Source organism: Klebsiella sp. KE9456 (genome assembly GCF_043832615.1).
Classification (GTDB): Bacteria; Pseudomonadota; Gammaproteobacteria; order Enterobacterales; family Enterobacteriaceae; genus Klebsiella; species Klebsiella indica.
This window is the reverse complement of sequence record NZ_JBDYQK010000006.1, coordinates 138,188-162,460: the sequence shown is the minus strand read 5'-3', so window position 1 is coordinate 162,460 and position 24,273 is coordinate 138,188. Positions and strand designations below refer to the sequence as shown.

19 protein-coding genes, 3 tRNA genes and 2 pseudogenes are annotated in these 24,273 nt (G+C 51.4%); 8 read left to right on the top strand and 16 right to left on the bottom strand.

All coding sequences use genetic code 11. The features are described from left to right. Positions 1–45: 45 nt before the first annotated feature. The 3 genes from ABK821_RS08235 to ABK821_RS08225 form a co-directional block, all read right to left on the bottom strand. Positions 46–121: transfer RNA gene (locus ABK821_RS08235), tRNA-Asn, on the bottom strand. Between the two features lie 141 nt (positions 122–262). Next, on the bottom strand, positions 263–1,705 hold the full coding sequence (locus ABK821_RS08230; protein WP_138363240.1) for an EmmdR/YeeO family multidrug/toxin efflux MATE transporter: 1,443 nt from the start codon (positions 1,703–1,705) through the stop codon (positions 263–265). An 8-nt stretch (positions 1,706–1,713) separates the two neighbouring features. Further along, complete coding sequence (locus ABK821_RS08225; protein ID WP_395033915.1) at positions 1,714–1,893, bottom strand: DUF5951 family protein; 180 nt, start codon at positions 1,891–1,893, stop codon at positions 1,714–1,716. 6 nt (positions 1,894–1,899) lie between these two features. On the opposite strand from ABK821_RS08225, the gene ABK821_RS08220 reads away from it, so the two are divergent. Together ABK821_RS08220 and ABK821_RS08215 are read left to right on the top strand one after the other, a co-directional pair. Next, positions 1,900–1,975 (top strand) — tRNA-Asn (locus ABK821_RS08220). Positions 1,976–2,136: 161 nt separating this feature from the next. Next, a pseudogene (locus ABK821_RS08215) lies at positions 2,137–2,379 on the top strand (Arm DNA-binding domain-containing protein); the annotation flags it as partial. Between the two features lie 171 nt (positions 2,380–2,550). Here ABK821_RS08215 and zigA read toward each other — a convergent pair. Continuing rightward, positions 2,551–3,774, bottom strand: a complete 1,224-nt coding sequence (gene zigA / locus ABK821_RS08210; RefSeq protein ID WP_343178273.1) for a zinc metallochaperone GTPase ZigA — start codon at positions 3,772–3,774, stop codon at positions 2,551–2,553. Positions 3,775–4,206: 432 nt separating this feature from the next. Here zigA and ABK821_RS08205 point away from each other — a divergent pair. Continuing rightward, positions 4,207–4,568 (top strand): annotated as a pseudogene (locus ABK821_RS08205) (transposase); the annotation flags it as partial. Between the two features lie 405 nt (positions 4,569–4,973). Here the strand turns inward: ABK821_RS08205 and ABK821_RS08200 are convergent. From ABK821_RS08200 to ABK821_RS08190, 3 genes are all read right to left on the bottom strand, one after another. Then, entirely contained in the window at positions 4,974–6,140 is a 1,167-nt protein-coding gene (locus ABK821_RS08200) for an iron-containing alcohol dehydrogenase (RefSeq protein WP_138360534.1), read from the bottom strand. 676 nt (positions 6,141–6,816) lie between these two features. Beyond that, positions 6,817–7,134 (bottom strand): NIPSNAP family protein, encoded by a 318-nt coding sequence (locus ABK821_RS08195; RefSeq protein ID WP_343178272.1) that lies wholly within the window; start codon positions 7,132–7,134, stop codon positions 6,817–6,819. Then, complete coding sequence (locus ABK821_RS08190; RefSeq protein ID WP_343178271.1) at positions 7,131–8,927, bottom strand: CocE/NonD family hydrolase; 1,797 nt, start codon at positions 8,925–8,927, stop codon at positions 7,131–7,133. Before ABK821_RS08190 ends, ABK821_RS08195 begins: the two co-directional genes overlap by 4 nt. 95 nt (positions 8,928–9,022) lie before the next feature. Here ABK821_RS08190 and ABK821_RS08185 point away from each other — a divergent pair, with 95 nt between their 5' ends. Then, positions 9,023–9,886 carry a hypothetical protein gene (locus ABK821_RS08185; protein WP_343178270.1) on the top strand — a complete coding sequence of 288 codons (864 nt, stop codon included), beginning with the start codon at positions 9,023–9,025 and terminating at the stop codon, positions 9,884–9,886. 98 nt (positions 9,887–9,984) lie between these two features. On the opposite strand, the gene ABK821_RS08180 is transcribed toward ABK821_RS08185, so the two are convergent. From ABK821_RS08180 to ABK821_RS08160, 5 genes are all read right to left on the bottom strand, one after another. Then, a complete protein-coding gene (locus ABK821_RS08180; RefSeq protein WP_343178269.1) occupies positions 9,985–10,704 on the bottom strand; it encodes an alpha/beta hydrolase in 720 nt (239 codons plus the stop codon). Between the two features lie 127 nt (positions 10,705–10,831). Then, positions 10,832–12,202 carry a glycosyl hydrolase family 28 protein gene (locus ABK821_RS08175; protein WP_343178268.1) on the bottom strand — a complete coding sequence of 457 codons (1,371 nt, stop codon included), beginning with the start codon at positions 12,200–12,202 and terminating at the stop codon, positions 10,832–10,834. Between the two features lies 1 nt (position 12,203). Then, positions 12,204–13,022 (bottom strand): carbohydrate ABC transporter permease, encoded by an 819-nt coding sequence (locus tag ABK821_RS08170; RefSeq protein ID WP_138360523.1) that lies wholly within the window; start codon positions 13,020–13,022, stop codon positions 12,204–12,206. After that, positions 13,022–13,894 carry a carbohydrate ABC transporter permease gene (locus tag ABK821_RS08165; protein WP_142501554.1) on the bottom strand — a complete coding sequence of 291 codons (873 nt, stop codon included), beginning with the start codon at positions 13,892–13,894 and terminating at the stop codon, positions 13,022–13,024. Before ABK821_RS08165 ends, ABK821_RS08170 begins: the two co-directional genes overlap by 1 nt. A 24-nt stretch (positions 13,895–13,918) precedes the next feature. Continuing rightward, positions 13,919–15,217 (bottom strand): extracellular solute-binding protein, encoded by a 1,299-nt coding sequence (locus tag ABK821_RS08160; RefSeq protein WP_241675622.1) that lies wholly within the window; start codon positions 15,215–15,217, stop codon positions 13,919–13,921. 591 nt (positions 15,218–15,808) lie between these two features. Between ABK821_RS08160 and ABK821_RS08155 the strand changes: the two genes are divergently transcribed. Next, complete coding sequence (locus tag ABK821_RS08155) at positions 15,809–16,414, top strand: GNAT family N-acetyltransferase (RefSeq protein WP_138360520.1); 606 nt, start codon at positions 15,809–15,811, stop codon at positions 16,412–16,414. A gap of 16 nt (positions 16,415–16,430) precedes the next feature. Continuing rightward, the gene (locus ABK821_RS08150; protein WP_138360519.1) at positions 16,431–17,522 is read left to right on the top strand and encodes an ABC transporter ATP-binding protein; all 1,092 of its coding nucleotides are present in this window, start codon (positions 16,431–16,433) and stop codon (positions 17,520–17,522) included. Positions 17,523–17,567: 45 nt separating this feature from the next. On the opposite strand, the gene ABK821_RS08145 is transcribed toward ABK821_RS08150, so the two are convergent. Next, positions 17,568–18,698 (bottom strand): ROK family transcriptional regulator, encoded by a 1,131-nt coding sequence (locus tag ABK821_RS08145; protein WP_138360533.1) that lies wholly within the window; start codon positions 18,696–18,698, stop codon positions 17,568–17,570. Positions 18,699–18,757: 59 nt separating this feature from the next. Then, on the bottom strand, positions 18,758–19,627 hold the full coding sequence (locus tag ABK821_RS08140; protein ID WP_142501556.1) for a BadF/BadG/BcrA/BcrD ATPase family protein: 870 nt from the start codon (positions 19,625–19,627) through the stop codon (positions 18,758–18,760). Positions 19,628–20,057: 430 nt separating this feature from the next. On the opposite strand from ABK821_RS08140, the gene ABK821_RS08135 reads away from it, so the two are divergent. Next, positions 20,058–21,206 (top strand): Gfo/Idh/MocA family oxidoreductase, encoded by a 1,149-nt coding sequence (locus ABK821_RS08135; RefSeq protein ID WP_343178267.1) that lies wholly within the window; start codon positions 20,058–20,060, stop codon positions 21,204–21,206. A gap of 270 nt (positions 21,207–21,476) precedes the next feature. Here ABK821_RS08135 and ABK821_RS08130 read toward each other — a convergent pair. Continuing rightward, positions 21,477–21,564 (bottom strand) — tRNA-Ser (locus ABK821_RS08130). A 143-nt stretch (positions 21,565–21,707) separates the two neighbouring features. Then, positions 21,708–23,336: an ABC transporter substrate-binding protein gene (locus ABK821_RS08125; protein ID WP_138360516.1), complete on the bottom strand. Its 1,629-nt coding sequence runs from the start codon at positions 23,334–23,336 to the stop codon at positions 21,708–21,710. 267 nt (positions 23,337–23,603) lie between these two features. Between ABK821_RS08125 and yccA the strand changes: the two genes are divergently transcribed. After that, a complete protein-coding gene (yccA, locus tag ABK821_RS08120) occupies positions 23,604–24,263 on the top strand; it encodes an FtsH protease modulator YccA (protein ID WP_138360515.1) in 660 nt (219 codons plus the stop codon). The last annotated feature ends 10 nt before the right edge of the window (positions 24,264–24,273 follow it).

Genomic DNA, 24,273 nt, shown 5'->3' with positions numbered 1-24,273 from the left:
ACCTAATCGAATAGGGACTTATAAGCACGCATGAAAACAGGAATATGGCTCCTCTGACTGGACTCGAACCAGTGACATACGGATTAACAGTCCGCCGTTCTACCGACTGAACTACAGAGGAATCGTGTGAACGGGGCGCATATTAACGATGACGCCCCACCTTGTCAAAGGCTGATTTCACATTTCAAACCGTTTGCCGACTTTTTCTCCATATTGGACAAAAAGTCGCATTCGCCACCCGTCAGAACCTGGTTTTACTGCTTTAGGTCGCAGCATCCTCTGTGCGTATCTTGTTTCGCGGATACTTCCACAACCAGCGCCCGCTGACCATCCGACAATAAAACAGTACACCACGCACAGCCCAGTCGAGTACCATCCCCAGCCAGACGCCAATTACCCCCATACCGAGCACAATCCCCAGAGTGTAGCCCGCGACCACGCGACAGCCCCACATGCCCAGCATCGACACCCACATGGTATAACGCACATCACGCGCGCCTTTAAAAGCGCAAGGCAGTGTCCAGGCCATCGCCCAAATTGGCATAAAAAAGGCATTTAGCCATAACAGTTCCTTCACCACGACTTTGACATCATTTTCGCTGGTATAGAACGAGGCTATCAGGCCGGCAAATGGTGCGGTTCCCCAGGCAATGATCGTCAAAACGATTGTTGATAGCCAGAAAACGTGCCATGCCTGACGTTCCGCCTGACCAATTTGCCCTTTACCCAGTCGTTTGCCGGTAATAATTGTCGACGCCGATCCGAGCGCGTTCCCCGGCAGGTTGATCAGCGCCGCCACTGAGAAGGCAATAAAGTTACCCGCAATCACGTTCGTCCCCATTCCGGCAACAAACATCTGCGTCAACAATTTACCGCCATTGAACAAGACAGATTCAATACTGGCGGGAATACCAATCCCCATGACTTCCCAGATAATGGCGAAATTAAACGGCCTGAAATAGCTCTTTAGCGAAATCCGCAACGCCGGGTTAAAACCGATCATTAACACCCAGATGGTTGCCAGTGCGCCAATATAGCGGGCAATCGTTAAGCCAAGTCCTGCCCCGACAAATCCCAATCCAGGCCAGGAAAAAATGCCATAAATAAGAATACTGCTGATAATGATATTCAGAATGTTCATTCCACCATTAATCAACAACGGAATTTTAGTGGTTCCTGCCCCACGCAACGCACCGCTACCAATAAGGGCGATTGCCGCAGCCGGGTAACTTAGAGCCGTCAGTTCCAGATAGGTTAATGCCAGATCTTTTACTTGTGTGGTGGCATCTCCGGCAACAAAATCAATGATCTCTTCACCAAAAGCGTGAATTATTGCCGTCAGAACAACAGAAAACAGCGTCATTATTGCCAGCGACTGTCGGGCTGCCGCCCTTGCCCGACGGCGGTCTCGTTTACCGAGGCTAAAGGCCACCACCACCGTGGTTCCAAGATCGATGGCAGCAAAAAAGGACATGATCACCATGTTGAAGCTATCGGCCAGACCTGCCCCCGCCATTGCCTCCTTCCCCAACCAACTGACCAAAAATGTACTCAATACGCCCATCAGCAACACACAGGCGTTTTCCAGCAAAATAGGGACCGCAAGAGGGCTGATTTCACGCCAGTAGAGGACGCTGTAGCTCTTACGTTTTTTGAACCAGGACGTACGTTCGACGGACTGGCGTAATGTGGAAGTGACGTTCAAGGGAGACCTTAGTGAGAAAAGTTGAAACTACATTTCAAATGATGATAGAGAACAGGCAATCCTGCAAAGCGTTTTTCCCGATAAATTGTTGGTAATAACGACAAATTGTTGATGGATACGCCAGTCAAACACCGGACAGTGAATTGATGTTTGACAAAAGTTTTTTCGCCGCTAAGATACGACTCCACAACGATTCCTCTGTAGTTCAGTCGGTAGAACGGCGGACTGTTAATCCGTATGTCACTGGTTCGAGTCCAGTCAGAGGAGCCAAATTCTTGTTTTCATGCCGCTTTGCGAATCCTTATGTGATTTAGATTCAATAAGTTAGCGTGAAAAATCTTCCCGATGCATTTTGATTTTACCCTCCGCATCGGGAAAAATTGGTGGTCAAATCTGGGGTCAGGTTAGTTCGATAATGGAGTGACCACCATATGTCCCTGTCCGACGCGAGAATCCGCAACTTAAAACCATCCGCAAAACCTTTTAAAGTCTCCGATTCCCACGGTCTGTATCTGCTGGTCAAGCCTGGTGGTTCCCGTCTCTGGGATCTCAAGTACCGTATAAACGGCAAAAAGACCCGTATTGCGCTGGGTGCCTGGCCTGCCGTCTCCCTTTCTGACGCCCGCCAGCAGCGTGAAGGTATCTGTAAAATGCTGGCGCTGAATATTAATCCCCCCGCAACAGCGCTGCGGGATCCCCATAAATCAGCGCTAATAAACCTGCACCATATTTCGGTAGGTTCTGGTGAGGTGATTAAAAACGGTGCTCAACACCGTTCATTTTAAAAAGTGTCGAAGGACATTGTCGCTAATATCAGATATGAGCTAAAAAGCGGGGTCTTCGATTCATTCCTCGAACCAGGGTTCCATAGGGTCGGGATAATGCTGCCACTTTTGAGGCCCTTCCGCCATTTCAGCATCCGTTAACAGGGCGGAAGCCAGTTTGTTGCGCAGTTCTGATTCATTCATATCCATCCCAATAAAAACGAGTTCCTGACGGGCATCACCAATGCCATCTATCCAGTTAGACATGATAAACTTCAATGACTCAGCGTCCTCTGGCCAACGTTCTTTCGGCACACTTGCCCACCACATTCCCCCCAGTCCCTGCCGAGCGATGCCGCCAGCCTGCGACCATGAACCAGCGAATTCCGGACGACTGGCCAGCCAGAAGTAACCTTTTGACCTGATAACTCCATCCAGCTTATTTTCCATCACCCGGCAGAAACGGGCTGGATGAAAAGGTCGGCGGGCGCGAAAGACAAAGCTGGTAATCCCATATTCTTCTGTCTCCGGCGTATGTTCGCCCCGGAGTTCTTTAAGCCAGCCAGGCGCCTGAGCGGCTTGCTCGAAATCAAATAGCCCGGTATTAAGTATATTGCCCAGCGGAACCTGTCCAAACTGTGAAACAACGATTCTTGACCGTGGATTAAGCGAACGTAAAACCGCCATCAGTTTTTCTTTTTGCGCTTCACTGATAAGATCAACTTTATTAAGGACCAGCACATCACAGAATTCAATCTGATCGATCAGCAGGTCAACAACGCGCCTTCCATCACCTTCACCTAACGATTCCCCGCGTGACTGAATGCTGTCTTTCGAACCGTAGTCTTTCAGAAAATTGTACGCATCCACCACGGTAACCATGGTATCAAGGCGAGCCACCGTCGAAAGACTCTCACCGTCATCCCCCGCAAAGGTAAACGTTTCAGCAACAGGAAGGGGCTCAGAAATACCTGTAGACTCAATGACTAGCTGATCAAAACGCCCTTCTTTTGCCAGACGATTAACTTCGAGAAGAAGATCTTCACGCAATGTGCAACAAATGCAACCGTTGCTCATTTCCACTAATTTTTCATCCGTACGGGAGAGTTCCGCACCACCTTCCCTCACCAGGGCTGCATCAATATTTACCTCAGACATATCATTCACAATGACGGCAACGCGACGGCCCTCCCGGTTGTTCAGAATATGGTTAAGCAGGGTCGTTTTCCCTGCTCCCAAAAATCCCGAAAGTACAGTAACCGGCAGGCGTTTATCTCCATGAAAACTTGCACTGACTTCAGACATTACCTTACATCTCCTCAAATATTCGTTGTGTCCGGATTAACCTGAATCGTTGCGCACGATGAGTTCTTCTTCTTTAATGGCGTTATCAAAACAACTCTGCTGACTGGTGCGCCACTCTCTGCAGTCAATAAGGTTTCATCAAGGGTCTGTTGATCCATCCAGGCAAGCATTCACACTTCTCTAATGTCTGTCATATTGCTGTGAAATTGCAGCGATCAATCCATGAGAATCCCCGTAGATTGATGCCAGGATATCTTCAAGTTTAAACACTGCACCTGCATATGCTTTTCCAGTACGAAAACATGACCCTTCATTTTTATTGTTATGTTATAACATAACAACACTGATTTGCCAGTTCTTCTTTCTTACGCGGTACGCTCAAAACATCAGTAAATTTTCCTCGTTTCAGGACGAGAGAAGATACGGGTCTAACTGCCAGGCAATAAGAAAATGAGGGCCAGGCGGCTATGGACGTATGTTCGTGACGCCGGGCCAGCACTGCCAGCGGCAATGTGGTTCCCCGACTCTCCCACCAGACAGAAGAGGTATCCCCGGCAGCCCCATCTACCGGTTTCACCGCTGGGCTACAGATGGATGCATATGCCGGGGTTAATGAGCTATGCCGCAGTGGCCAGATAACAGAGGCGGCCTGCCGGGCACATGCCCGCCGTGAGATACATGATGCGCACATTCGCGGCCAGTCCCCCCTGACAGAAGAAGTACGGGAATGGAGCGGCGGACTGTACACCATTGAGGCGAATGTAAGAGAAATGCTTATGGAGCAGCGCCTTGCTTAACGTCAGCAGAAAACGAAACCGTAAGAGAGAAAAGACATCTGGATATATAGGGTCAAATCCAGCCTCTCACATAACGGAAAATCGCTGAAAGGCAAGGATGTGGTCAGCATAATGGAAGCTCTCAGGTGCTGGATAACCGCGTGCCGGCACGGATTCAGACGGATAACAGCAGCGAGTGTATTCCAATAAGTCTGAGTGGCTGAAACGGGAAAAGCGCACACTGAATGACCAACACAAGGCGCCAGCAACATATCCGGCGCCTTTATTCTTGTCAAAAACAGTGAAATGACGGTGTTTTAATCGCCGCCGCTCAGGAAAGAAGTTCCGCCTCGCCGGACAATCCCTGCAGCGGGATGTGGACAAACACCTCGGCTGGTGTCGTATCGCACCTCATGGCAAGCGTTACAGAGCGGGTTCACCTTCATATGCCCGCCGATACAATTCAATGACTTCCTCTTTGGAGGCTTTACGGGGATTAGTCAACTGGCAAACATCCTTTTTAGCGTTATCGGCCATGATGGCGAAATCTTCCGGCCGCACACCAAGGCTCTTCAAATCACGCGGAATACCCACTTGTTTGCTTAATCGTTGGATAGCCACAATAGCTTTAACCGCGGCCTCATCCGTGGAAATGCCGTTGACATGTTCCCCCATTGCTTCGGCAATATCCCTGAACCGATTGAGATTACTCATTAAATTGAACGACTGTACATAGGGAAGCAATATGGCATTACAAACGCCATGAGGAAGATTATAGAAACCACCGAGCTGGTGCGCCATCGCGTGAACATACCCCAGAGAGGCATTATTAAACGCAATGCCGGCCAGATATTGCGCGTAGGCCATGTTGTCCCTTGCTTTCATATACTCGCCGTTGGCCACCGCTTTAGGGAGATATTGCGTGATCATCCTGATGGCTTTTAATGCCGCCGCATCGGTAAGCGGATTAGCCATAGTCGACACATAAGCTTCAATAGCATGCGTCAGCGCATCCATACCGGTTGCGGCGGTCAGCGAAGGCGGCATTCCTACCATCAGTTCCGGGTCGTTAATGGAAATCTGCGGTGTCACGCGCCAGTCAACAATGGCCATTTTCACTTTGCGCTCAGTGTCGGTGATAATACAAAAACGCGTAATTTCAGAAGCCGTCCCGGCGGTGGTATTGATCGCCATTAGCGGGATCATATCATTGCTGGATTTATCAACACCTTCATAGTCTTTGATATTGCCGCCGTTAGCGGCCACCAGACCGATACCTTTGGCACAGTCGTGAGAAGATCCGCCACCAAGTGAAACAATGGCATTACAGCCGTTCTCCCGATAAGAAATGATACCGGCCTCAACGTTTCTGTCCGTGGGGTTGGGTTCTGCCTCACCAAAAATATGGGTCTCTATACCAGCGTCATGGTAGATCCCCGCAACCCTTTCCGCCATACCGTTTTGCGCGAGGAATTTATCGGTCACAATCAATATCTTTTTAACATTTAACGTCGCTGCCAATTGGCCAGCTTCTTTTACGCTGCCTTCACCGAAAACGTTTCTCGTGGGTAAAAAATAATATGTAGGCATTTTCCCCTCACCTGATTTAAGTAACGACCTGCTGCGCCAGATCATCCTCTTGCCAGCAGTAAGCAAGCACCAGTTATGCCTCTGCTGACTTGCGCGCTTGCAGACACCCGCAATTTGGATGATGTGGAATGGATAATTCTGTACGCTTTCCGATACTTTTTATGTAATCGCAAGACGTCTCTTATGCTACGAGAGGCGATAAGCGGCAGGTGTTAAATATTATGAGTATGGAACAGCCACAGGATTGCTGAATTCGTGTTAAATATTATCGAACATATAGAAAAATATTTGCGTTTTACATCACATTTTTTTTGCTATACATCCTATTTTTTTACAAATCAGATCAACAGTGGCAAAAAGAACCAAAAAAACAGCTTGTTACAGGCAGTAACACGTTAACCACGCTCCAGCTATTGTTGACGTTTACTGGATCACACGCAACGTGTAATAATACCGTTCAATGAATATTTCATTTCCAAATTATTAATCATCATGATAATTCCCGGTTAATTTCCTTTCCGAATGTTGGTCATAGTTACGAATAACTGACGCAATATACAGGTAGAATTTATTCCAGACCTGTAGCGCCTGCAGCAGAATAACGCGGCGGAATGCTTGACACGCCCCTTTCCAGCAGAGAAGAGCGCCATACCGCCGTATTGAGCGATGGGAAACGCTATTTCAGGGGTGAAAACGGTGCGGGAAGCAATGCCGTTGCCTCTACAGAAACGAAATCTGAAAAGTCAAAACCGGCCATGTCGGCCTGAAAGAGTTCACTTGCCATATAGCGCTCGGTAACGTCACCCGGTGACGCCCCTTCCTCATAGCTCACCAGGGCAATAACCCGTCGCGGATCGTCGGGCGCAGAGAAGACGCCATGAGTGGTAACGCCAAAGTGGTGAAGACTTTCTATATGTTTGAGCCAGATCGTCTGATAAGCCATCGCTGCGGCAGCAGACTTCAAGGTATAAGTACGTATTTCGAATGTGCTCATGCATCGGCTCCTCTATTGGCAGGAACAAGTGCCATCACAAGGCAACTCGGATATTGCCCACCTGTATGGATAATATGCCGCCCTGTATTACGGGTCGGAATGTTAAAACCCCCAGGCATACCGGGCAGCGCGTAACCACCAAGCGGCAGTCCGGCGATCTCCAGCCGTAACGTTTCTCCACAATGGATCTTCAGTGCCGTCGGCCAAATCGCGATATCCACAGGCACAATGTCACCGGGAACAAGGCGTTCCTCACGATCATGGCGGTGATGGGGTTGTAATGGCCCGGAAATCGTCTCATCGAGTGCGCGATGGGAAACACGCAGACGCCCCTCTGGCCCGGCATAGCTCAGCATGGCTGGCAAACGCCCATCCCGTTCCAGATGTCGAATGCCGGTCTGCGCTTCTTCGCCAGGGACGCAGATATGATAGCGCTTATGTCCATCAGCGCTGGTTTTGTAAAGCTGAACAAAGAGATCCATATCATCAGCCCCGTCCGACTCAACCCAGAGACGGAGTCGGGAAGATCCCAGTAACTCCATCTCCTCATCGACCGAAAATTCAAAAACCAGCGACTGCTGAATATCGCTGCTGAGGTAGTCGGCACTTGCCGATTCTGCCGCAGGTGTAGTGGTAAATGTTCTTTGCGCAGCATCGAGGAAGAAAGTTTGCGCGACTGCCCTTTCCGGTGGCCAGGCGGTTTCGATCCGCCCGATTTCATCTGTACCGCCCGGATCGAGAACCGACATCCGCACTTTCGGCGTTTCTTCCCAGCCGTTCTCTTCGCCTTTAAGGAAATGATCGAAAAAATGTGCCAGATCCTCAACATTGCGTGGGTCGTAGAGATCGGGCCATTCCATACTGTTATGAATACGTAACCATTTTTCCTGAGAGGCAATGCCGTTGAAGGCCTCCAGCGTACCGCGCGCATGCAGGGGATTAGTGTAGCTCGCGACAACATAGGCGGGTATATCGATAGCGCTAAGCTGCACGCGTTTGTCTGCCCAGTAATCATTCATCAGCGGATAGCGTTCGATCATCGCCGAGGGGTCTTCCATACGATTGAGTCCGTAAAGCCGGGGGTAGATTTCATCACGCTGAAACAGCGGATCAGGAATGCCGCCTTGCGCGAGATTATCCCTGTACATGTCAATCAATCCTTCCCACGGGGCAATCGCAGTCAGATGTGGTGGCCGGACAGCGGCCGTAAACCATTGCATAATCGCCAGTTGCGAATTACCCGACATACCAACTTTGCCCGTGCACCAGTCCTGTACGGCAATCCATTCAACCATATCTTGAGAGTCGGCCGCACCGGCTGCGCCCCACCACAACATATCACCGCCCGATTGCATGGAGCCTGGCGCATCAGCAATAACGACCGCATATCCACGGTTTACCCAGAAAGCGGGATCGGGCGCTTCAAAACACTGCAATCCTGACACCGCGTTCGCAGGTACGCCAAATTTGGCTGGGGGCAGATTAACCGTCCACCAGCCTCCTGTCTTACCATACGGAGACCACACCAGAATAGCGGGAACCGGTCTGCTATCAACAGGTCGATAGATGTCGACATAAATATCAGCGCCGCTTGTCAGTTTGACCACCGCATCCCGATCCTGACGAATGGCGCATGGCAACGGCATAGCATCCGGTTGATGAACATACCCTTGCGGCAGGATTCGCGAATCCCGATGCAACGGTTCAGCATGAGAATCGGGCGTTTCCGGCGGATTTGCCGGGCGGTAGATAACATCAAGACCAAAACGATGATCGGGCAATATTGTGCTCATAGAACCATCCTGAAGTGTCTGGTTTTCATCAAGGGCCATTTAATATTATACTGATAATAGACTTTAAGAAAAAAATGTAAAGTTTAAGGGGATCGATGACAACCATAACCACCTCTATTTCGGGATCGACTCAAAGTCTCATCCTCGGCCTGCTGGGACTTTATTTGCTCGAACAACCGGCGCCGATTTTTCTTCCGACCCGCTTTTTTCTTGACGCACTGTCTCCAGCCAAGCTACCGGAAATCACCGTGCGCATGACGCTGACCCGCATGGTCGAACGCGGGCTGTTAAACCGTGTTAAACATGGCCGCACTGCCCATTATTCCCTAACCGACATGTGCAGAATGCAGTTGACCCAGGGACGGGATCGGATCTTCTCGACCACTCCCTTCGGTTGTGGCGAAGACATCTGGACCTTTTTGTTCTTCATGGACGCATCCTACAAGGAGACGTCCCGCTATCAGTTTCACACACGACTTGACTGGGCCGGGTTTAGTAAGATTGATCCTCGTTTATGGCTGGCGCCGGGACGGATTGACGCCGTTCGTTTGCTGACCGATATACTTCCTGTGGAAATACTGGACGATATTCAGTTCTTTCATGGCAAAGCGCCTGATGCCGGCCGCTTTTTCGCGCTGGTCCGGCAGACATGGGACATTGAAAGTATCCGGGCAGCACATCTGGATTTCCAGACACGCTGGGATAAGGCACCGCAGCAAAGCGATACGGCACTATTTCGGCTGATTGAACTGGTCAATGACTGGACGCTGCTGCTGCGAAACGATCCAGGTCTGCCTGCGTACCCTGCAGGGCCGGACCGGGACTCAGACCGTTCCAGAATAATATTCTGGCAATGTTATTCCCTGCTTCGCCCAGTGGCGGACCGGCAGTTTGCAGCACTTGCCTCCGAATGCAGGGTTGAGTCGGTGATAAGCACGCCTGGCCAGCATGACGGTTAATCAATAAAGGAACTATCGTTACAGAAAAAATAGCGGTTGATATTCACCATGACGCGATCATTGTCATTCTGTCAGCTTTAATGCAGCGTTAAAACTCATTAATCAACTGGGAGCCTGTCAATTTGATTTACCAGGCATTCATCAAAAGCAGAGCATACCTTTTCATATAAGTCTGGTGAGAACATTAAATTCTGCCATATATTATTATGGCCAGCATCAGGAATAGTCAGAAGTTTTTTCTGTGAGGTGCGGGACGCTGAAGAAACTAGTCTTTTCGGTATTTCAGATGGAATTATTGTGTCATTTTCGGCGGCAATAACAAGTAAATTCCCCGTGAATTCAGCGGCTATATCCCAGGCATCCGTCTCTTCCCAATTTCGGAACTGGCGTATGATTGCAGAAAAATCAGGACCAAACTTAACCTTATAAGCAGGCATTGAATAGACACCGGGCACCATGAGGATTAGAGATTGTAGTCGAACCTCTTTACTCAGTTGAAGTGCATTATACGCCCCCATACTTACGCCCATACAGCCTGTCAGCGCCAGCCCCTGATAAGCAATCACCGCCTTTGCTTGCATCGTACGACTAAAAAGAGAGGACTCATGCATGTCACCACCAGTCTCACCATGACCTAAAAAATCAAACACAGTCGTTCCAACGCCTAACTCATCCATAAGAACGCGGTACTTGTAGAAAACCTTTCGATCTTTACCGCCGCCATGAAGCATCAAGATATGTCCATTGCGGCCAAATGTACTTTCAGCATAGATAGTTTCACCATTAAAAGGCACCTGAAAAGACTGGATTAAAATCATAAGAGTAGCATCTTTGAATTAATAGTTTCTTTGTTCTGACAGACCAGGTAGCCCCATGCAATGCCAGGAACCCAAGGCATACAAGCTAGCGGAACTGCGAAGTCGTGACCCTCGCCTTTTAAGGGCGTTAACTCCCGTTACCGTTGCGCGACAAGTCTTCGACGGCGCTTATCCGTTCCACCACTACAGCCTCATGATTCCAGCCTTCAGGAATCGGTGTCGGACGCTCAAACAGGCAGTTGTCCAGCCGCAGCCCGGTCACGCCGCTGGCAAACAGCGCCGGCATACCGCCAGGGTAGCGTTCGACGCCGTAAGGCTCACCCGTTAGCGGATTGAGTAAAAAGGCGTTATCCAGACCGCTACCCGTCGGTTGTGCCGGGTTACAGGGAGGCCGGATATCGTAACTGCCCTGTTGCGCGTTTTCACTAAATCGCTGCTGCAGTTGGATCTCGCTGAAATGAATATCGTCGATTTCCCCTGCCGTTTCTGCATGCAGGTTAATCGCCCCCTGGGCATGTCCGCGCAACGCGCTGAAACGCACCTGGCTTATCGCGCCCGGCGCCACAACGGGGTCGCGACGTCGGCTGGAGATAAAAACAGGGTCGGCGCGTCCCCAGTGACAGGCGTTAACGTAGCGGCAGACAAAAGAGATATTGTGAAAATGCAGGCGCCGGAACCGCCCGCCATCGCGGCTGATAATGCCAATCGCCCGGTTGCTGTCGATAATCGTGCAATCGCGCAGGGTGATATCTTCAATATCGTCAACGGTCTCAGTACCAATTTTAAACGCCGAGCTGTAAGAGCGCAGCGTGCAGTTCGTTATGGTGACATGGCGGGTCGGGCCGCGCAGGTTGCCAGGTTTGTTGGTGGTTTTCAGGCAAATGCCATCATCAGCGGCGCTAAACAGCGAATCGCTAATGTGCACAAACTGACAGCTGTCAATATCCAGCGCATCGGTGTTAGCCATGGTCATATCATTGTCAATAGTCAACTGGCTGACTACAACATGCTGGCAACTGACCAGATGCACAGTCCACATCGGGGCGTTAAACAGGCGTATCCCGCGCAGACAAACATGCTGGCAGGACTCCAGCACGATCATCCTCGGGCGCTCCCTGGCCGGCATCCGGTACCCCTGCTCGTCGCGCACCGGAGAGAACCAGAAATCAGCGTTACCGTTGATCGAACCGGCGCCGCTAAGCGTGATATTGCACTGATCGTAAGCATAAATCAGCCCCCGTTGCGACTGCTCCGCTACAGTCAGCGTTTCCCCGGCCTGATAATCGGCATAATTCGGGCTGGCGATCAGTTCGGCCCCGCGCTGCAGGTACAGATGAAAATGCGAGGGCAGAACCAGCGCCCCCGTCACATAGCGGCCTGCGGGAAGGGTCAGCATCCCGCCTCCTGCTGCGGCAATATGATCTATCGCCTGCTGAATCCATGCCGTGACCGGCGCGTCATCGGGAACATCCGGCCGCTCGCTGAGCGTAATATGCATATTATTTCACCGCCCCTTCAGTAACGCCGCTGATAAATTTACGCTGAAAAATCAGGAAAATGACCACCAGCGGTAAAATAACGATCATCGCGCCCGCCATCAGCACAGGAATGTTAATGGTGTTTTTATTTTGAAAGAACATCATACCAATCGGCAGCGTCCGCAGCTCTTCCTGATTGACCAGAATCAGTGGAATAAGAAATTCGTTCCACGTCCAGATAAACAGCAGCAGCGCCAGCGTTGACAGGGTCGGCCAGATAGCCGGCAGCAAAATTTTCCACAAAATACGCTTACGCGGGGTGTTATCCATAATCGCCGCTTCAATCAGCTCCTTCGGCACCTGCTGCAGCGCCGTCGCCACCATCAGGGTGGTAAACGGGATCGACAGCGCGACCTGCGGTAAAATTAACGCAAGGTAGGTATTGGTCAGCCCCATCCAGCGCAATTCATGATACAGCGGGATAATGAACGACTCGGAGGGCAGGATCATTCCCAGCGCCATGAGTAAGGCAAAGAGCGTTTTCCCGGGGATGCGTAGAAATGCAAAGCCAAAGCCCGAAAGCACGCCGAGCAGGATACTCATTATCACAACCGGGAACACCACCAGCACCGAGTTAACAAAATAAATGCGGAAGTGACCATCTTCCCAGGCGGATACATAATTTTTAAAACTAAACGACTGAGGAAGGCTAAAGACCCCCTGAAACAGCTCCATCTGGGTTTTAAAAGAGGTCAGCAGCGCCATCAGGAAAGGGGCGATAGTCAGTAACGCCAGCAGCCAGAGAAAGGCACGCGAGAAAATGGGCGATCGCTGAGGCATTATTTTTTCTCCCGCATAACGATATGCAATATGCCGTTAATACCGAGCACAATGATCAGGCTGACGATAGCCACCGCCGACGCATAGCCAAAATGGCGTAAATCGAACCCTTGTTGATACATATACATATTTGTCACCAGTGTGGAGGTTCCTGGACCACCCTGGGTCATGACATAAACCAGATCGAACGCTTTCAGGCTGGCGATAATCGTAATAATCAGCGCGATACGAATCTCAGGCAACAGCGCAGGCAAGGTAATGCGGCGGAATTTCTGCCAGTGCGATGAGCCGTCCAGCTCCGCCGCTTCATGAATCGAGGGATCCATACGTTGAATGCCTGCCATGAATAAGATCAGACAAAAGCCAAAGAAGTACCAGACCGCCACCATCCCGGTGGCCGGCAGAGCCCAGTCGAAATCCCCCAGCCAGGCGAGAGCCAGATGGGGTAAACCGACAGCACGCAAAAACTGGTTAATTGGCCCCATCGCGGGGTTATACAACCAGCGCCACACCACCCCAAGCACTGCCATCGGCATGATATAGGGAAGGAAAAAGAGTACGCGGAGTACGGTAAGCTCTTTATTGTTGCGTAACTGGCTCAGAAAACTGCACAGTGCCAGGCCCAGGCTCACGGGCAACAACGTGTAGAACAACATGAAGATGACGTTGTTGCCAACCGCCGTCCAGAATTGACCGTCTTTGAAAATCTGCACGAAATTACTCAACCCGATAAACAGCGGTCGGGTACTGCCATCCCAGTCGGTAAAAGCAATCGCCAGCGAGGCGAGCAGTGGGAAAAGCAGAAAAATGGTATAAACCAGTAATGCCGGCAGAATATAGACCGTATTACTCAAACGTGAGCGATTGAGCATGGCGCAGTTTTCACCTCACCGTAATTAGTGTTTTAATGAAGCCAGATATTTTTGGTAGTCCTGATCGGCATTTTCAGTCAGCTGTTTTGGCGTGATTTTGTCAGCCATCAGCAACTGTACGTTCTGGTTCAGGGTGGTTAACATCGTCGGGGTCGCCCAGTCCAGATAATGCCCTAGCGCATCGTTTTTGTTGACGGTCACCCACGTCTGGTAGACATCGGCAAGCAGCGGATTGTCCTTCGGCAGCGTAGCGCTGGCTGAGGAGGTTGCTGGCAGGAAACCGGCTTTCAGCCACTCATTGGCGACGCTATCGGAAACAATATAATCAATGTATTGTGCAGCAGCCGCTTTTTGCTCCGCGGTTTTTGCCGTACTGGTGATGGAGAATGGCAGGTCGGTCCCGCCGACCATCAGCGGTTTATTGACCCCCGGCACCGTCGGCAGCGCGGCAAAATGGATATCTTTATTGGCCTTAAATTGCCCCATATACCAGGTCCCGCTGATAAAGAAGGCGGCCTGGCCACTCTGGAACAGCGTCGCCGCATCGTCATGACCAATCCCCTGGAACCCCTGGAAGAAATACCCCTTATGGTTCCACTCCTGCATCATTCCCGCCGCCTTAGCCAGCGCCGGATCTTTAAAGCTACCACCGACATCATAGATAAGCTTATCCAGAGCCTGACGTTTACTGCTATCGATCTGCACCTCCCATAAGGTGCTGAGCATCTGCTGCCCGGCGTTACCATCGAGTAATCCCAGCATCAGCCCAGGCGTGCCGGCCTGCTTCAGTTTTTCCAGCGCCTGATTAAATTCAGCCATGGTCTTCGGCACCGGGATCCCAGCTTTATCCAGCAAGGCTTTGTTGTAATACAGCCCCACCATCTCCCCCAGACTCGCGACGCCGTAAAGATGGCCGCTGCCAAAGTCCTGTTTCTCCGACCAGCGGTTACGTTTGAGAATGGAATCAGGAAAACGCGTGGTCCACTGGTACTTGGTCGCATACTCATCAAGCGGAGCCAGCAGGTGCTCTTTCACCAGCGCGCCCATATCGCCACCGCCCTGATTGACTTGCGCCACCTGCGGCCCGTCGCCGGAGGAGAGCGCCAGTTTTAGCGGGATGCGGGTATCTTCAAACGCATGTACGGAACGATCGATCTGAATACCGGGATGGGCAGCGGTGAACGTTTTAATCGCATTATCAATGACCGCGCTCTGTTCAGGATAGTTATAAATATCCCACGCAGAGAGCGTCACCGTCGCGGCGATAGCCGGGGACGAGAGCGCAGCGAAAACCAGCGTCGCGAGCGCGGTAATACCTGTCATACGGGAACGGCAAACCTTATATGAATCACACATAGGACTGGACTCTCATGGACACAAACAGGACAAACCTCCCTGCGAATCTGCCTTGAGTACTTCCCGCACTCGGCAACTGGCGATGCACAATTCAACATCACGAATACACTTACTTTATATAAAAAACAAAGTCAAACTCCATTTGCCACGGTTAGATCGCGGTCATAATCTGGTGAAGCCGTACCTTATCCGCTGATAATCAGAATAATAAACTGGTTAAAATTACGTCTTACCATTCCTGATAATCATAGTTGATTGAATAGTGGTTTTTCATGCTACACAAAATAATATTCATTAATCTCAAATAGATGGCATATGAAAATCGTATACTCACTCTCGGATAATGTTCCTGCAAACGGCAGCGGCAGTGGGAAAAGCAATAAATTCAGACAGATTTTACCCCGATCACAATTCGCGTCATAAGTGCGACTTCTCGCTGGTGAAACGGAAAAAATGTTCTACGGTCATTTAACGTCAAATGCCTAATTATTATTTCTTGAAAAAAAAGTGCGCTTTAATTAAGTTGGCGTAAATCTGTTCAACAATGAGCGAGCATCCATGAAGCCAGATCTGCGTGGCGTTATTCGCCCGGTGCGACCCGAAGATCGCGAAGCCCTGAGCCTTATTTGCCTGGAAACGGCCAATGCGGGTAAAAATGCCACCGGTTTATACAGCGACCCAGACTATCCCGGCCTGCTATATGTTGTGCCCTACGCCTTATACGAGCCTGATTTTGCGTTTGTCCTCGAACTGGACGGCGCGGTGGTGGGATATGTCGTGGCAGCACCGGATACGGAGGCGTTCGAAAACAAGCTGGCCAGCGAATGGTGGCCGGTGCTGCAAAAAAAATATGCTCAGCGGGAACCTCTGGCGGATCTGGATATGAAAGTCCTCGGACAGATTCGTCATCCTGCCCGCGCAAGCGAGGAACTTTCGCAATCCTGGCCCGCGCATCTGCATATAAACCTGCTGCCCGTCGCCCAGTCTGGCGGATGGGGACGGCGGCTGATTGCGCATCAGCTCGCCGCGCTGCGCGCGCGAGGAGTTAGCGGCGTTCACCTCGGCGTGAGTTTGCAAAATGAGACGGTGTGCGCGTTTTACGAAAAAATGGGCTTCCGGCATATTTTCCGCCGCAATGCCATCTATATGGGGCAGTTGCTGTAGTTGAGGGGGAAGCGAAATGACCAATCTGGTTCTGAGTAATGTAAAAAAACGCTGGGATCAGTTGACCGTGATCCACGGTCTTGATCTGACCATCAATAGCGGTGAATTTGTGGTCTTCGTTGGGCCTTCAGGGTGCGGTAAATCAACCCTTTTACGCATGATTGCCGGTCTGGAAGAGATTAGTGAGGGGCAATTGCTCATCGCCGGTGCCGACATGACCAGACAGCCGGCATCTGAACGCGGTATCGCGATGGTCTTCCAGTCATACGCTCTGTATCCCAATATGAGCGTGCGCGATAACCTGGCCTACCCGCTGATGATGGCCAGGCGGCCCAGGGAGGAAATCAACCAAAAAGTGGATGACATCGCACAAAAATTACACCTGAAGGAATATCTCTCCCGTCTGCCGCGCGCGCTTTCCGGTGGCCAGCGTCAACGTGTGGCTATCGGGCGCGCTATCATCCGTCAGCCTAATATATTTCTGTTCGACGAACCGCTTTCCAACCTTGATGCCGAGCTGCGTCTTAAGATGCGCATTGAGATTGCCCGTTTACATGAAACACTCGGCAGCACAATGATTTATGTCACCCACGATCAGTTGGAAGCGATGACGCTGGCGGATAAAATTGTGGTGTTACGTCAGGGGCGTATTGAACAGACCGGCTCGCCGCTGGCGATTTATCACGATCCGGATAACATGTTTGTCGCCGGCTTTATCGGCTCGCCTAAAATGAACTTTCTACCGGCGACGGTGAGAGCGGCCCGCGAAGGCGAAGTGCAACTGGAAATTCCGGCACTGAATATGGCGGCATTAGTCTGCCCACTTGGCTCTCAGCCAGCGGAAGGAAGTACGCTATGGGTAGGTATTCGCCCTGAACACGTTCTGCCAGGCCATCTACTGGAGCCACAGAACCGTTTTCACGCACGGGTCTCTTTTATCGAGAAACTGGGCCACACTAACTATATTTATCTGGATATTGGCCGCGAGGAGATGTTGGTCGTCGAACAGCGCCATGGCGAAAATATCGAAACCAGCCAGACGGTGGAGCTAGGGATCCCGCCAGCGCAGGTCCGTATTTTTGATCAGCAGGGCATCCGTATTCGCTAACGCAAAATGCGCCCGTAACGGGCGCATCTATTTTATATCAATTAATCAGCCCCGTTTTCGGCTGTTCTGTTCGTTATCATTTTCCTCTTCCATTGACAGCAAATCAATCAGACGATCGACGGCCAGCCCCGCTGCGCCCTGCGCCCACATACGGCTGGAATCGGTTAAAAACTGCAGCGGCGTCAGTTGGGGGGAGAGTTTAAGTCGGTAGGTCTGAAAAACCTGTGTAACTTCATCCAGCAGTATACGCGACGCCATATGCGGCTCCATCGCCAGATAAACGACATCGGGATCAAAGGCGGCGGCCAGATTAGCGAGGGAAACGCCAAGATGCTGCGCGGCATTTTTCAGCACCGCGAGCGTTTCTGGCGATGGACGCTCATCCAGTGCCAGCAGCGTCTTCGCAGCAGTCTGGCCTTTCAGCGCGCGTAAGATAGCTTTCGACGAGGCCACGCTTTCCAGGGTCTCTCCGGAACCGTCGCTCAGCAATACGTTGCCAATCTCTCCGGCAGTACCGTGGCGCCCTCTATACAGCTGCCGATCGAGGATAATACCTGCACCGATGCCTTTACCATAGGTGGCCACGACCGCCGATTTCGCCTGCCCCAGTTGACCGAAAACCTGTGTCGCCAGCGCCAGCGCGTTAGCGTCATTTTCGATAAACACGGGAATTTGAAAACGCGCGGCTAACTGCTGTACGACAGGTACATTATCCCAGTTCAGCACGGTAGAACGAATGCAGTAGCCGCTTTGCGGATCCACCAGGCCGGACAGCGCGAGGCCAATCGCCCCGACATGACGGTCGCCCGGCGTTTTCAGGAATTTGGCCAGCGACTGCACCAGCTGCTGTGGCGTCAATTCTCCGGCCGGCATTTGCTGCTCGCCCACCAGGTTGCCCGCCAGATCGGTCATTACGATCAGGTTGCGTTCCGCATTCAGTTGCACGCCAATCACATTGGCATAATCGGGATTCAGCCCGAGCAGCGTTTTCGGCCGCCCCATCGATTCGCGACGCAACCCAAGTTCCTGAATAATCCCTTTCGTTAACAGCCTGTTAGTTGCCTGGGATACCGTAGACATACTTAATCCGCTGCGAACTTTCAGGTCTGACTGGCTCACTGGCGATAATTCAACAATCAGCCGGAGGATGCGGGTGGTTATGGAAGGCGCATTTATCATGACAGTTTTAACCAAAAAAAGACCGACGCAGCCCCATGCTCCACCGGACAGAATGACTAATAATTACGGGCCAGGGCCCATTGCAACGCTCCCGCCAGCGCATTTTGCGCCGGCGGGACAATCTGCCGCTGCACCTCTGGCGCAAGCCAGGGTAATAACGGTTCCGCCAGGCCGCCCATCAATGCCACAGGATAATCCCCCTGATGAGTCAGATGGTTAATCAACAGTGTCGTCTCATCGGCACGCGCTTTGACCAGTGCGACACCATTGGAGTCGTTTTCAGCAGCGTGGGCGAAGATTAGCGGCGAGAACTGCCCCCACTGCGCCGGCGACGCACTCGCCGACCAGCTCAGCAATGATTGCGGAGAATGGTCAAACTGCGCCATCAGTGCGTGGGTAAGCGGCGTCATGGGTTGTAGCCCTTCATGCGCCTGCAGCGCCAGACGCAACGCCTGGTGGCCCAGCAGCGAGCCGGAACCGTGGTCAGACAGCAGCAGCCCCCATCCCCCGACGCAGTGAAACCCTGAGCCATCCCAGACCGCCCCCTGGCTCCCGGTACCGATGATCAACACCGCGCCAGGCTGGCCGGAATGGGCCCCCAGACAGGCGGTTTCCACGTCGGAGAAAACGTGCCAGCCGCCAAAATCGTGGGGCCATAACTGCGCCCGCTGCCGCGCGGAAAGCACATTCGCGCCAGCGAGCCCGAGGATCGCCGTGATGGCGGAATAGTGCTCTTTCCCCAGCCCCGCCAGCCGCAGAGTCTCGGCGATCAGTTGCGTCGCCTGCGTCATCGCGCCGGTAAAATCACTCCAGATGTTCGCGGAACCGCCGGTCAGACTTGCCAGGGTCTGGCCCTCTTTATTGATTAATTGCGTACGGCATTGCGTGCCGCCGCCGTCAACGCTGATGAAGTACTCAGAACGCAAGGCTGTCCTCCCGGTCGTGGGTCATCATACCCGTCGTCATACTTCAAATTGCAGGTGCGTTAGCTGTATGAGCCGGCATGCGGCCTTACCCCGGGGCTGGCGCAAGCGCTGTTCAATCACGCCCCGGGGGCTGTTGCCCTGCAACTCGAATGATTGGGGTGTTACCGTCAAATCCCGCTCTAATTCTGAGCGAAAAGATAGGGTAAAAAAACTTAAATCGCAATAACAAATAAATATGGAAAAGATTTAAAACTTAAAACCAATAAAATCAATAAATTAAAAGTTATTAATTTTTTTACCAACTTTTAATATTGACTTTAGTTTTTTTGGCGTAATAAGTTGATGGTGTTAAATTGAACAATGCGCCGTGGGATATCGTTAACCCACTCGCTTTTTCATCGGGCATATTTCTAAGCAGGCAGGGTTGAACATGAAAGTAGGCATTGTTGGGTTAGGGTTCCGTATGTCCCACGTCGTGAAAGAGTTTAAGAAAGCCGATCCGGATTTCACTATTGTGGGGTATGTCGATCCTGCGCCGGCAGGTTTGCCGAACCTAAGCACATTTGGTATTAAGCCGGGCAAAGCCTTTTCTTCACTGGAACAGATGCTGGCAAGCGGCGGCTTTGATTTGCTGATGATCGGTTCGCCGAATTTTATGCATCTACAACATATTGAGGCCGGCCTGCAGGCGGGTTACACCATCTTCACCGAAAAACCGGTGGTGATTGATGAAGCCCAGAGCATGGCGCTGGCACGGTTGATCGCGCGCTACGGCGAAGATAAAGTGATTGTCGGCCTGGTGTTGCGCTATTCACCGCTCTATCAGGATCTGGTCGCCGCAAAATCCAGCGGCCAGTTGGGAGAAATCACGTCTATTGAAGCGACTGAACATATCCCCCCTTATCATGGCGCGTTTTTCATGCGCGACTGGCGGCGCCTGGAGCGTTACGCCGGGCCTTATATTCTGGAAAAATGTTGCCATGATATCGATCTCTATCAGGGGCTGGTCGGCGAGCGTCCACGCCGTGTCGCCAGCTTCGGCGGCAAGAAGTCATTCACCCCGGGCCACACGCCTGACGGTGAGATCACGGCGCAATCGCCGGTTTATCATGAAAAGCCCAGCGGCTGGTCCAGTACCGACCACGTCTTTGACAGCGATGCGGATATTGTCGATTATCAGACGGCCATCGTGGAATATGCCAACGGCGGAACGATGGCGTTTCATGCCAATCTCAACGTACCTGACGAATTTCGCCGCTTTTGCGTGATCGGCACCAATGGCCAGGCAGAAGGGGATTTTGTGCGTAACTACTTCCGGGTTCACGACGCGCGTACGCGTGCCCGGCTTGAAGATAAAACCTATGCCGGAAATGCCTACGATGGCCACTATGGCGCGGATGCTTTGATGGCGGAAGAGATCGTCAAACATCTGAAGCAGGGCACTCCGCTGAAGGTTTCCGTCATTGATGCGCTGGAGGCCGGTCTGACCGCGATTAAAATCGATGAAGCCCGGAAAACCCATAGCGTTATCGATATGAGCAACTGCTGGGCAGAGTTCGATAAAGCACTCGGACGATAGTTATTTGTTCGATCTGAGGGAGCCAGTAACATTTCTGATGTGGTGATTATCTATCGCCACATATAAAGAACCGCTGCAAATAGCCACCAGTGATAAGCCGGATTGCCACATTTTGCTGAAGGAGCGGCAAATGAACCCCTTTTCGTGTTCTCTTGCTAATCCTCTCTATATGTAGAGGTTTTACTTTACAACAAATGTAGACCATATCAACTTATGGGTTAAACGACAAAAGCAACAAGGGGCTACCTTTCGGTAACCCCTTGTTTTATTTGGCGGAAGCGTAGAGATTCGAACTCTAGAACCCTTTCGGGTCGCCGGTTTTCAAGACCGGTGCCTTCAACCGCTCGGCCACGCTTCCGGTATGGGGCGCACTATAAACACCTCTGTTCAGCCTGTAAAGTACGATTTTGTTCAACCGCCTTAAAAATAAACAAAAATGCGCTATTCGTCTGAAATTCATGCGGTTCGCGCAAAATTTCGACGCAAACCGTCCTCTCCGCATTAGTGTTTTTTGATGTACATATCTTTGGTGTAGTAATACCCCAGCCTGTCAGGCGTGAATCCCCCGACCCACGGCTTCACCAGGTGCGTACGCACATAGTGATAAACTGGAATGGCTGGCACATCTTTGCCCAATATATCCTCCGCCTGCTGATAAAACTTGCCGCGCGTCGCCGTATCAGGCGCTTTCGCCGCATTACGCAACGCGTCATCATAGGCAGGGTTGCTGTACTGACTGGTGTTCTCGCTATCACCGGTACGGAAGTTATTCAGGAAGGTAGAAGCATCATCATAATCGGCAATCCACGCGTAGCGCACGGCATCAAAATTATGCGTATGCATCGTGTCCAGCATGGTCTTCCACTCCTGATTTTGCAGCTTTGCCTCAACGCCAAGGTTCTTTTTCCACATCGAACTGGCGGCTATGGCAATCCGCTGGTGCGATTCCGAAGTGTTATAAAGCAGATTAAACACCAACGGATGAGTATCGTTATATCCCGCCGCGTTCAGCAGTTTTTTCGCCTCGGCGATACGTTTATCGCGCGGCCAACTGGCATAATCCGGATTGTGCAGTTTCACGCCGCCGATATCAGGCTGACTGATAAGCCAGGCCGGGCGCTGCCCCTGCCCCAGCACCTTATCGGCGATAATGTCTTTATCGAGGGCCATATTCAGCGCCTGCCGTACGCGCGGATCGTTAAACGGCGGCCTGGTGGTATTAAATTCGTAATAATAGGTCGCCAGTTGCGGTGAAACATTCAGTTGATCGCCCATGGTTTTTTTTAACTGAGCGAACTGATTAATCGGCACGGTATAAACTATGTCGATCTCCCCGGCTTTATAGCGGTTGACGTCAGCGGATTCAGAGCTTATCGGCAGATATGTCACCTTGTTGATCACGGTATGTGCATTGTCCCAGTAACGCGGATTACGCTCAGCGACAATGCGTTCATTCACCACCCACTGAGACAGCTTATAAGGCCCGCTGGTCACCATATGCTCCGGTTTGGTCCACTTATCGCCGTAACGGGATATCAACACTTTATCGAGCGGAACCAAAGACGGGTGCGCCAGCATCGAGAGAAACGCCGCATTTGGCTGGTTTAACGTCACTTCAAGGGTCGCGTCGTCAATTGCTTTTACCCCCAGTGTCTCAGGCGCTTTTTTACCCTGCGCGATATCTGCCGCGTTAACAATATGCATATTGCCGGGATAGCTTGCATAAGGAGACGCCGTAAGCGGCGATACCAGACGCTGCCAGCTCCAGACAATATCCTGCGCCGTAATCGCCGTGCCATCTGACCAGGTTATCCCAGGGCGCAGATGGAACGTCCAGACGGTGTTATCTTTATTCTCCCACTTCTCCGCCAGCCGGGGCTGAATCTCCCCAGTCGGTGAAACGCTGACCAGTCCTTCGAAGAGATCGCTGACAATATTGAATTCAACATCGCTTTCCACTTTCTGCGGATCCAGCGACGATGGCTCGCTACCGTTATTTCTGACTAACTCCTGCTTCTCTGCCAGTACCGTTCCCGGTGGCACCTGAGCGGTTAGTGCCGGCGTGGCCATTGAGAACAGGCCGACTGCCAGCAATACGCGTGTGATGTGATTATATTTTTGTGATTTCATGTCCTTGCCTTGATTATGTTTCGTTTGTACCCTATCCAGACTTAATCATACAATGGATATAAAGCAATATTTTTCAGTAAGTTATCAGATTTAGATCTGAATTTAAGAAGATGAATGTATAAGCATGCTACTTACGCCATATAATCTGAAATAATATGCTGAATACAATCGCCAGGTTTTGAGTAAAGATGGGTAAAAGCACTATGGCGGCAGCCATGTTTTTTTTATGCTTCATTATTAATTACATCTGTCATAAGAGAGTGACTCATGGATCGTATAATTACATCGTCGCGTGACCGTTCATCGCTGCTCAGCACGCACAAAGTTCTGCGTAACACCTATTTCCTGCTTAGCCTGACGCTGGCATTTTCCGCTATTACTGCCACAGCCAGCACGGTGCTGATGCTGCCCTCTCCGGGTCTGATTCTGACGCTGGTCGGTATGTACGGCCTGATGTTCCTGACCTATAAAACGGCGGATAAACCAACGGGTATCATTTCTGCGTTCGCCTTTACCGGTTTTCTGGGCTATATCCTGGGGCCGATGCTGAATGCCTACCTGTCTGCAGGCATGGGCGATGTGATCGGCCTGGCGCTGGGTGGCACCGCGCTGGTGTTCTTCTGCTGCTCAGCCTACGTGCTGACCACCCGTAAAGATATGTCCTTCCTCGGCGGTATGCTGATGGCGGGCGTAGTGGTAGTGCTGATCGGGATGGTGGCGAACATTTTCCTGCAGCTCCCGGCTCTGCACCTGGCAATCAGCGCGGTATTTATCCTGATTTCTTCAGGCGCGATCCTGTTTGAAACCAGCAACATCATCCACGGCGGTGAAACTAACTACATCCGCGCGACCGTTAGCCTGTACGTCTCGCTGTACAACATCTTCGTCAGCTTGCTGAGCATTCTTGGCTTCGCCAGCAGAGATTAACGTACTTCCC

Excerpts from the sequence above, each read along its gene's own strand:
- zigA (WP_343178273.1), bottom strand. The coding sequence starts at position 3,774 with ATGTCTGAAGTCAGTGCAAGTTTTCATGGAGATAAACGCCTGCCGGTT.
- ABK821_RS08200 (WP_138360534.1), bottom strand. The coding sequence starts at position 6,140 with ATGCCTACATATTATTTTTTACCCACGAGAAACGTTTTCGGTGAAGGC.
- ABK821_RS08195 (WP_343178272.1), bottom strand. The coding sequence starts at position 7,134 with ATGAGCACATTCGAAATACGTACTTATACCTTGAAGTCTGCTGCCGCA.
- ABK821_RS08190 (WP_343178271.1), bottom strand. The coding sequence starts at position 8,927 with ATGAGCACAATATTGCCCGATCATCGTTTTGGTCTTGATGTTATCTAC.
- ABK821_RS08185 (WP_343178270.1), top strand. The coding sequence starts at position 9,023 with ATGACAACCATAACCACCTCTATTTCGGGATCGACTCAAAGTCTCATC.
- ABK821_RS08180 (WP_343178269.1), bottom strand. The coding sequence starts at position 10,704 with ATGATTTTAATCCAGTCTTTTCAGGTGCCTTTTAATGGTGAAACTATC.
- ABK821_RS08175 (WP_343178268.1), bottom strand. The coding sequence starts at position 12,202 with ATGCATATTACGCTCAGCGAGCGGCCGGATGTTCCCGATGACGCGCCG.
- ABK821_RS08170 (WP_138360523.1), bottom strand. The coding sequence starts at position 13,022 with ATGCCTCAGCGATCGCCCATTTTCTCGCGTGCCTTTCTCTGGCTGCTG.
- ABK821_RS08165 (WP_142501554.1), bottom strand. The coding sequence starts at position 13,894 with ATGCTCAATCGCTCACGTTTGAGTAATACGGTCTATATTCTGCCGGCA.
- ABK821_RS08160 (WP_241675622.1), bottom strand. The coding sequence starts at position 15,217 with ATGACAGGTATTACCGCGCTCGCGACGCTGGTTTTCGCTGCGCTCTCG.
- ABK821_RS08155 (WP_138360520.1), top strand. The coding sequence starts at position 15,809 with ATGAAGCCAGATCTGCGTGGCGTTATTCGCCCGGTGCGACCCGAAGAT.
- ABK821_RS08150 (WP_138360519.1), top strand. The coding sequence starts at position 16,431 with ATGACCAATCTGGTTCTGAGTAATGTAAAAAAACGCTGGGATCAGTTG.
- ABK821_RS08135 (WP_343178267.1), top strand. The coding sequence starts at position 20,058 with ATGAAAGTAGGCATTGTTGGGTTAGGGTTCCGTATGTCCCACGTCGTG.
- ABK821_RS08125 (WP_138360516.1), bottom strand. The coding sequence starts at position 23,336 with ATGAAATCACAAAAATATAATCACATCACACGCGTATTGCTGGCAGTC.
- yccA (WP_138360515.1), top strand. The coding sequence starts at position 23,604 with ATGGATCGTATAATTACATCGTCGCGTGACCGTTCATCGCTGCTCAGC.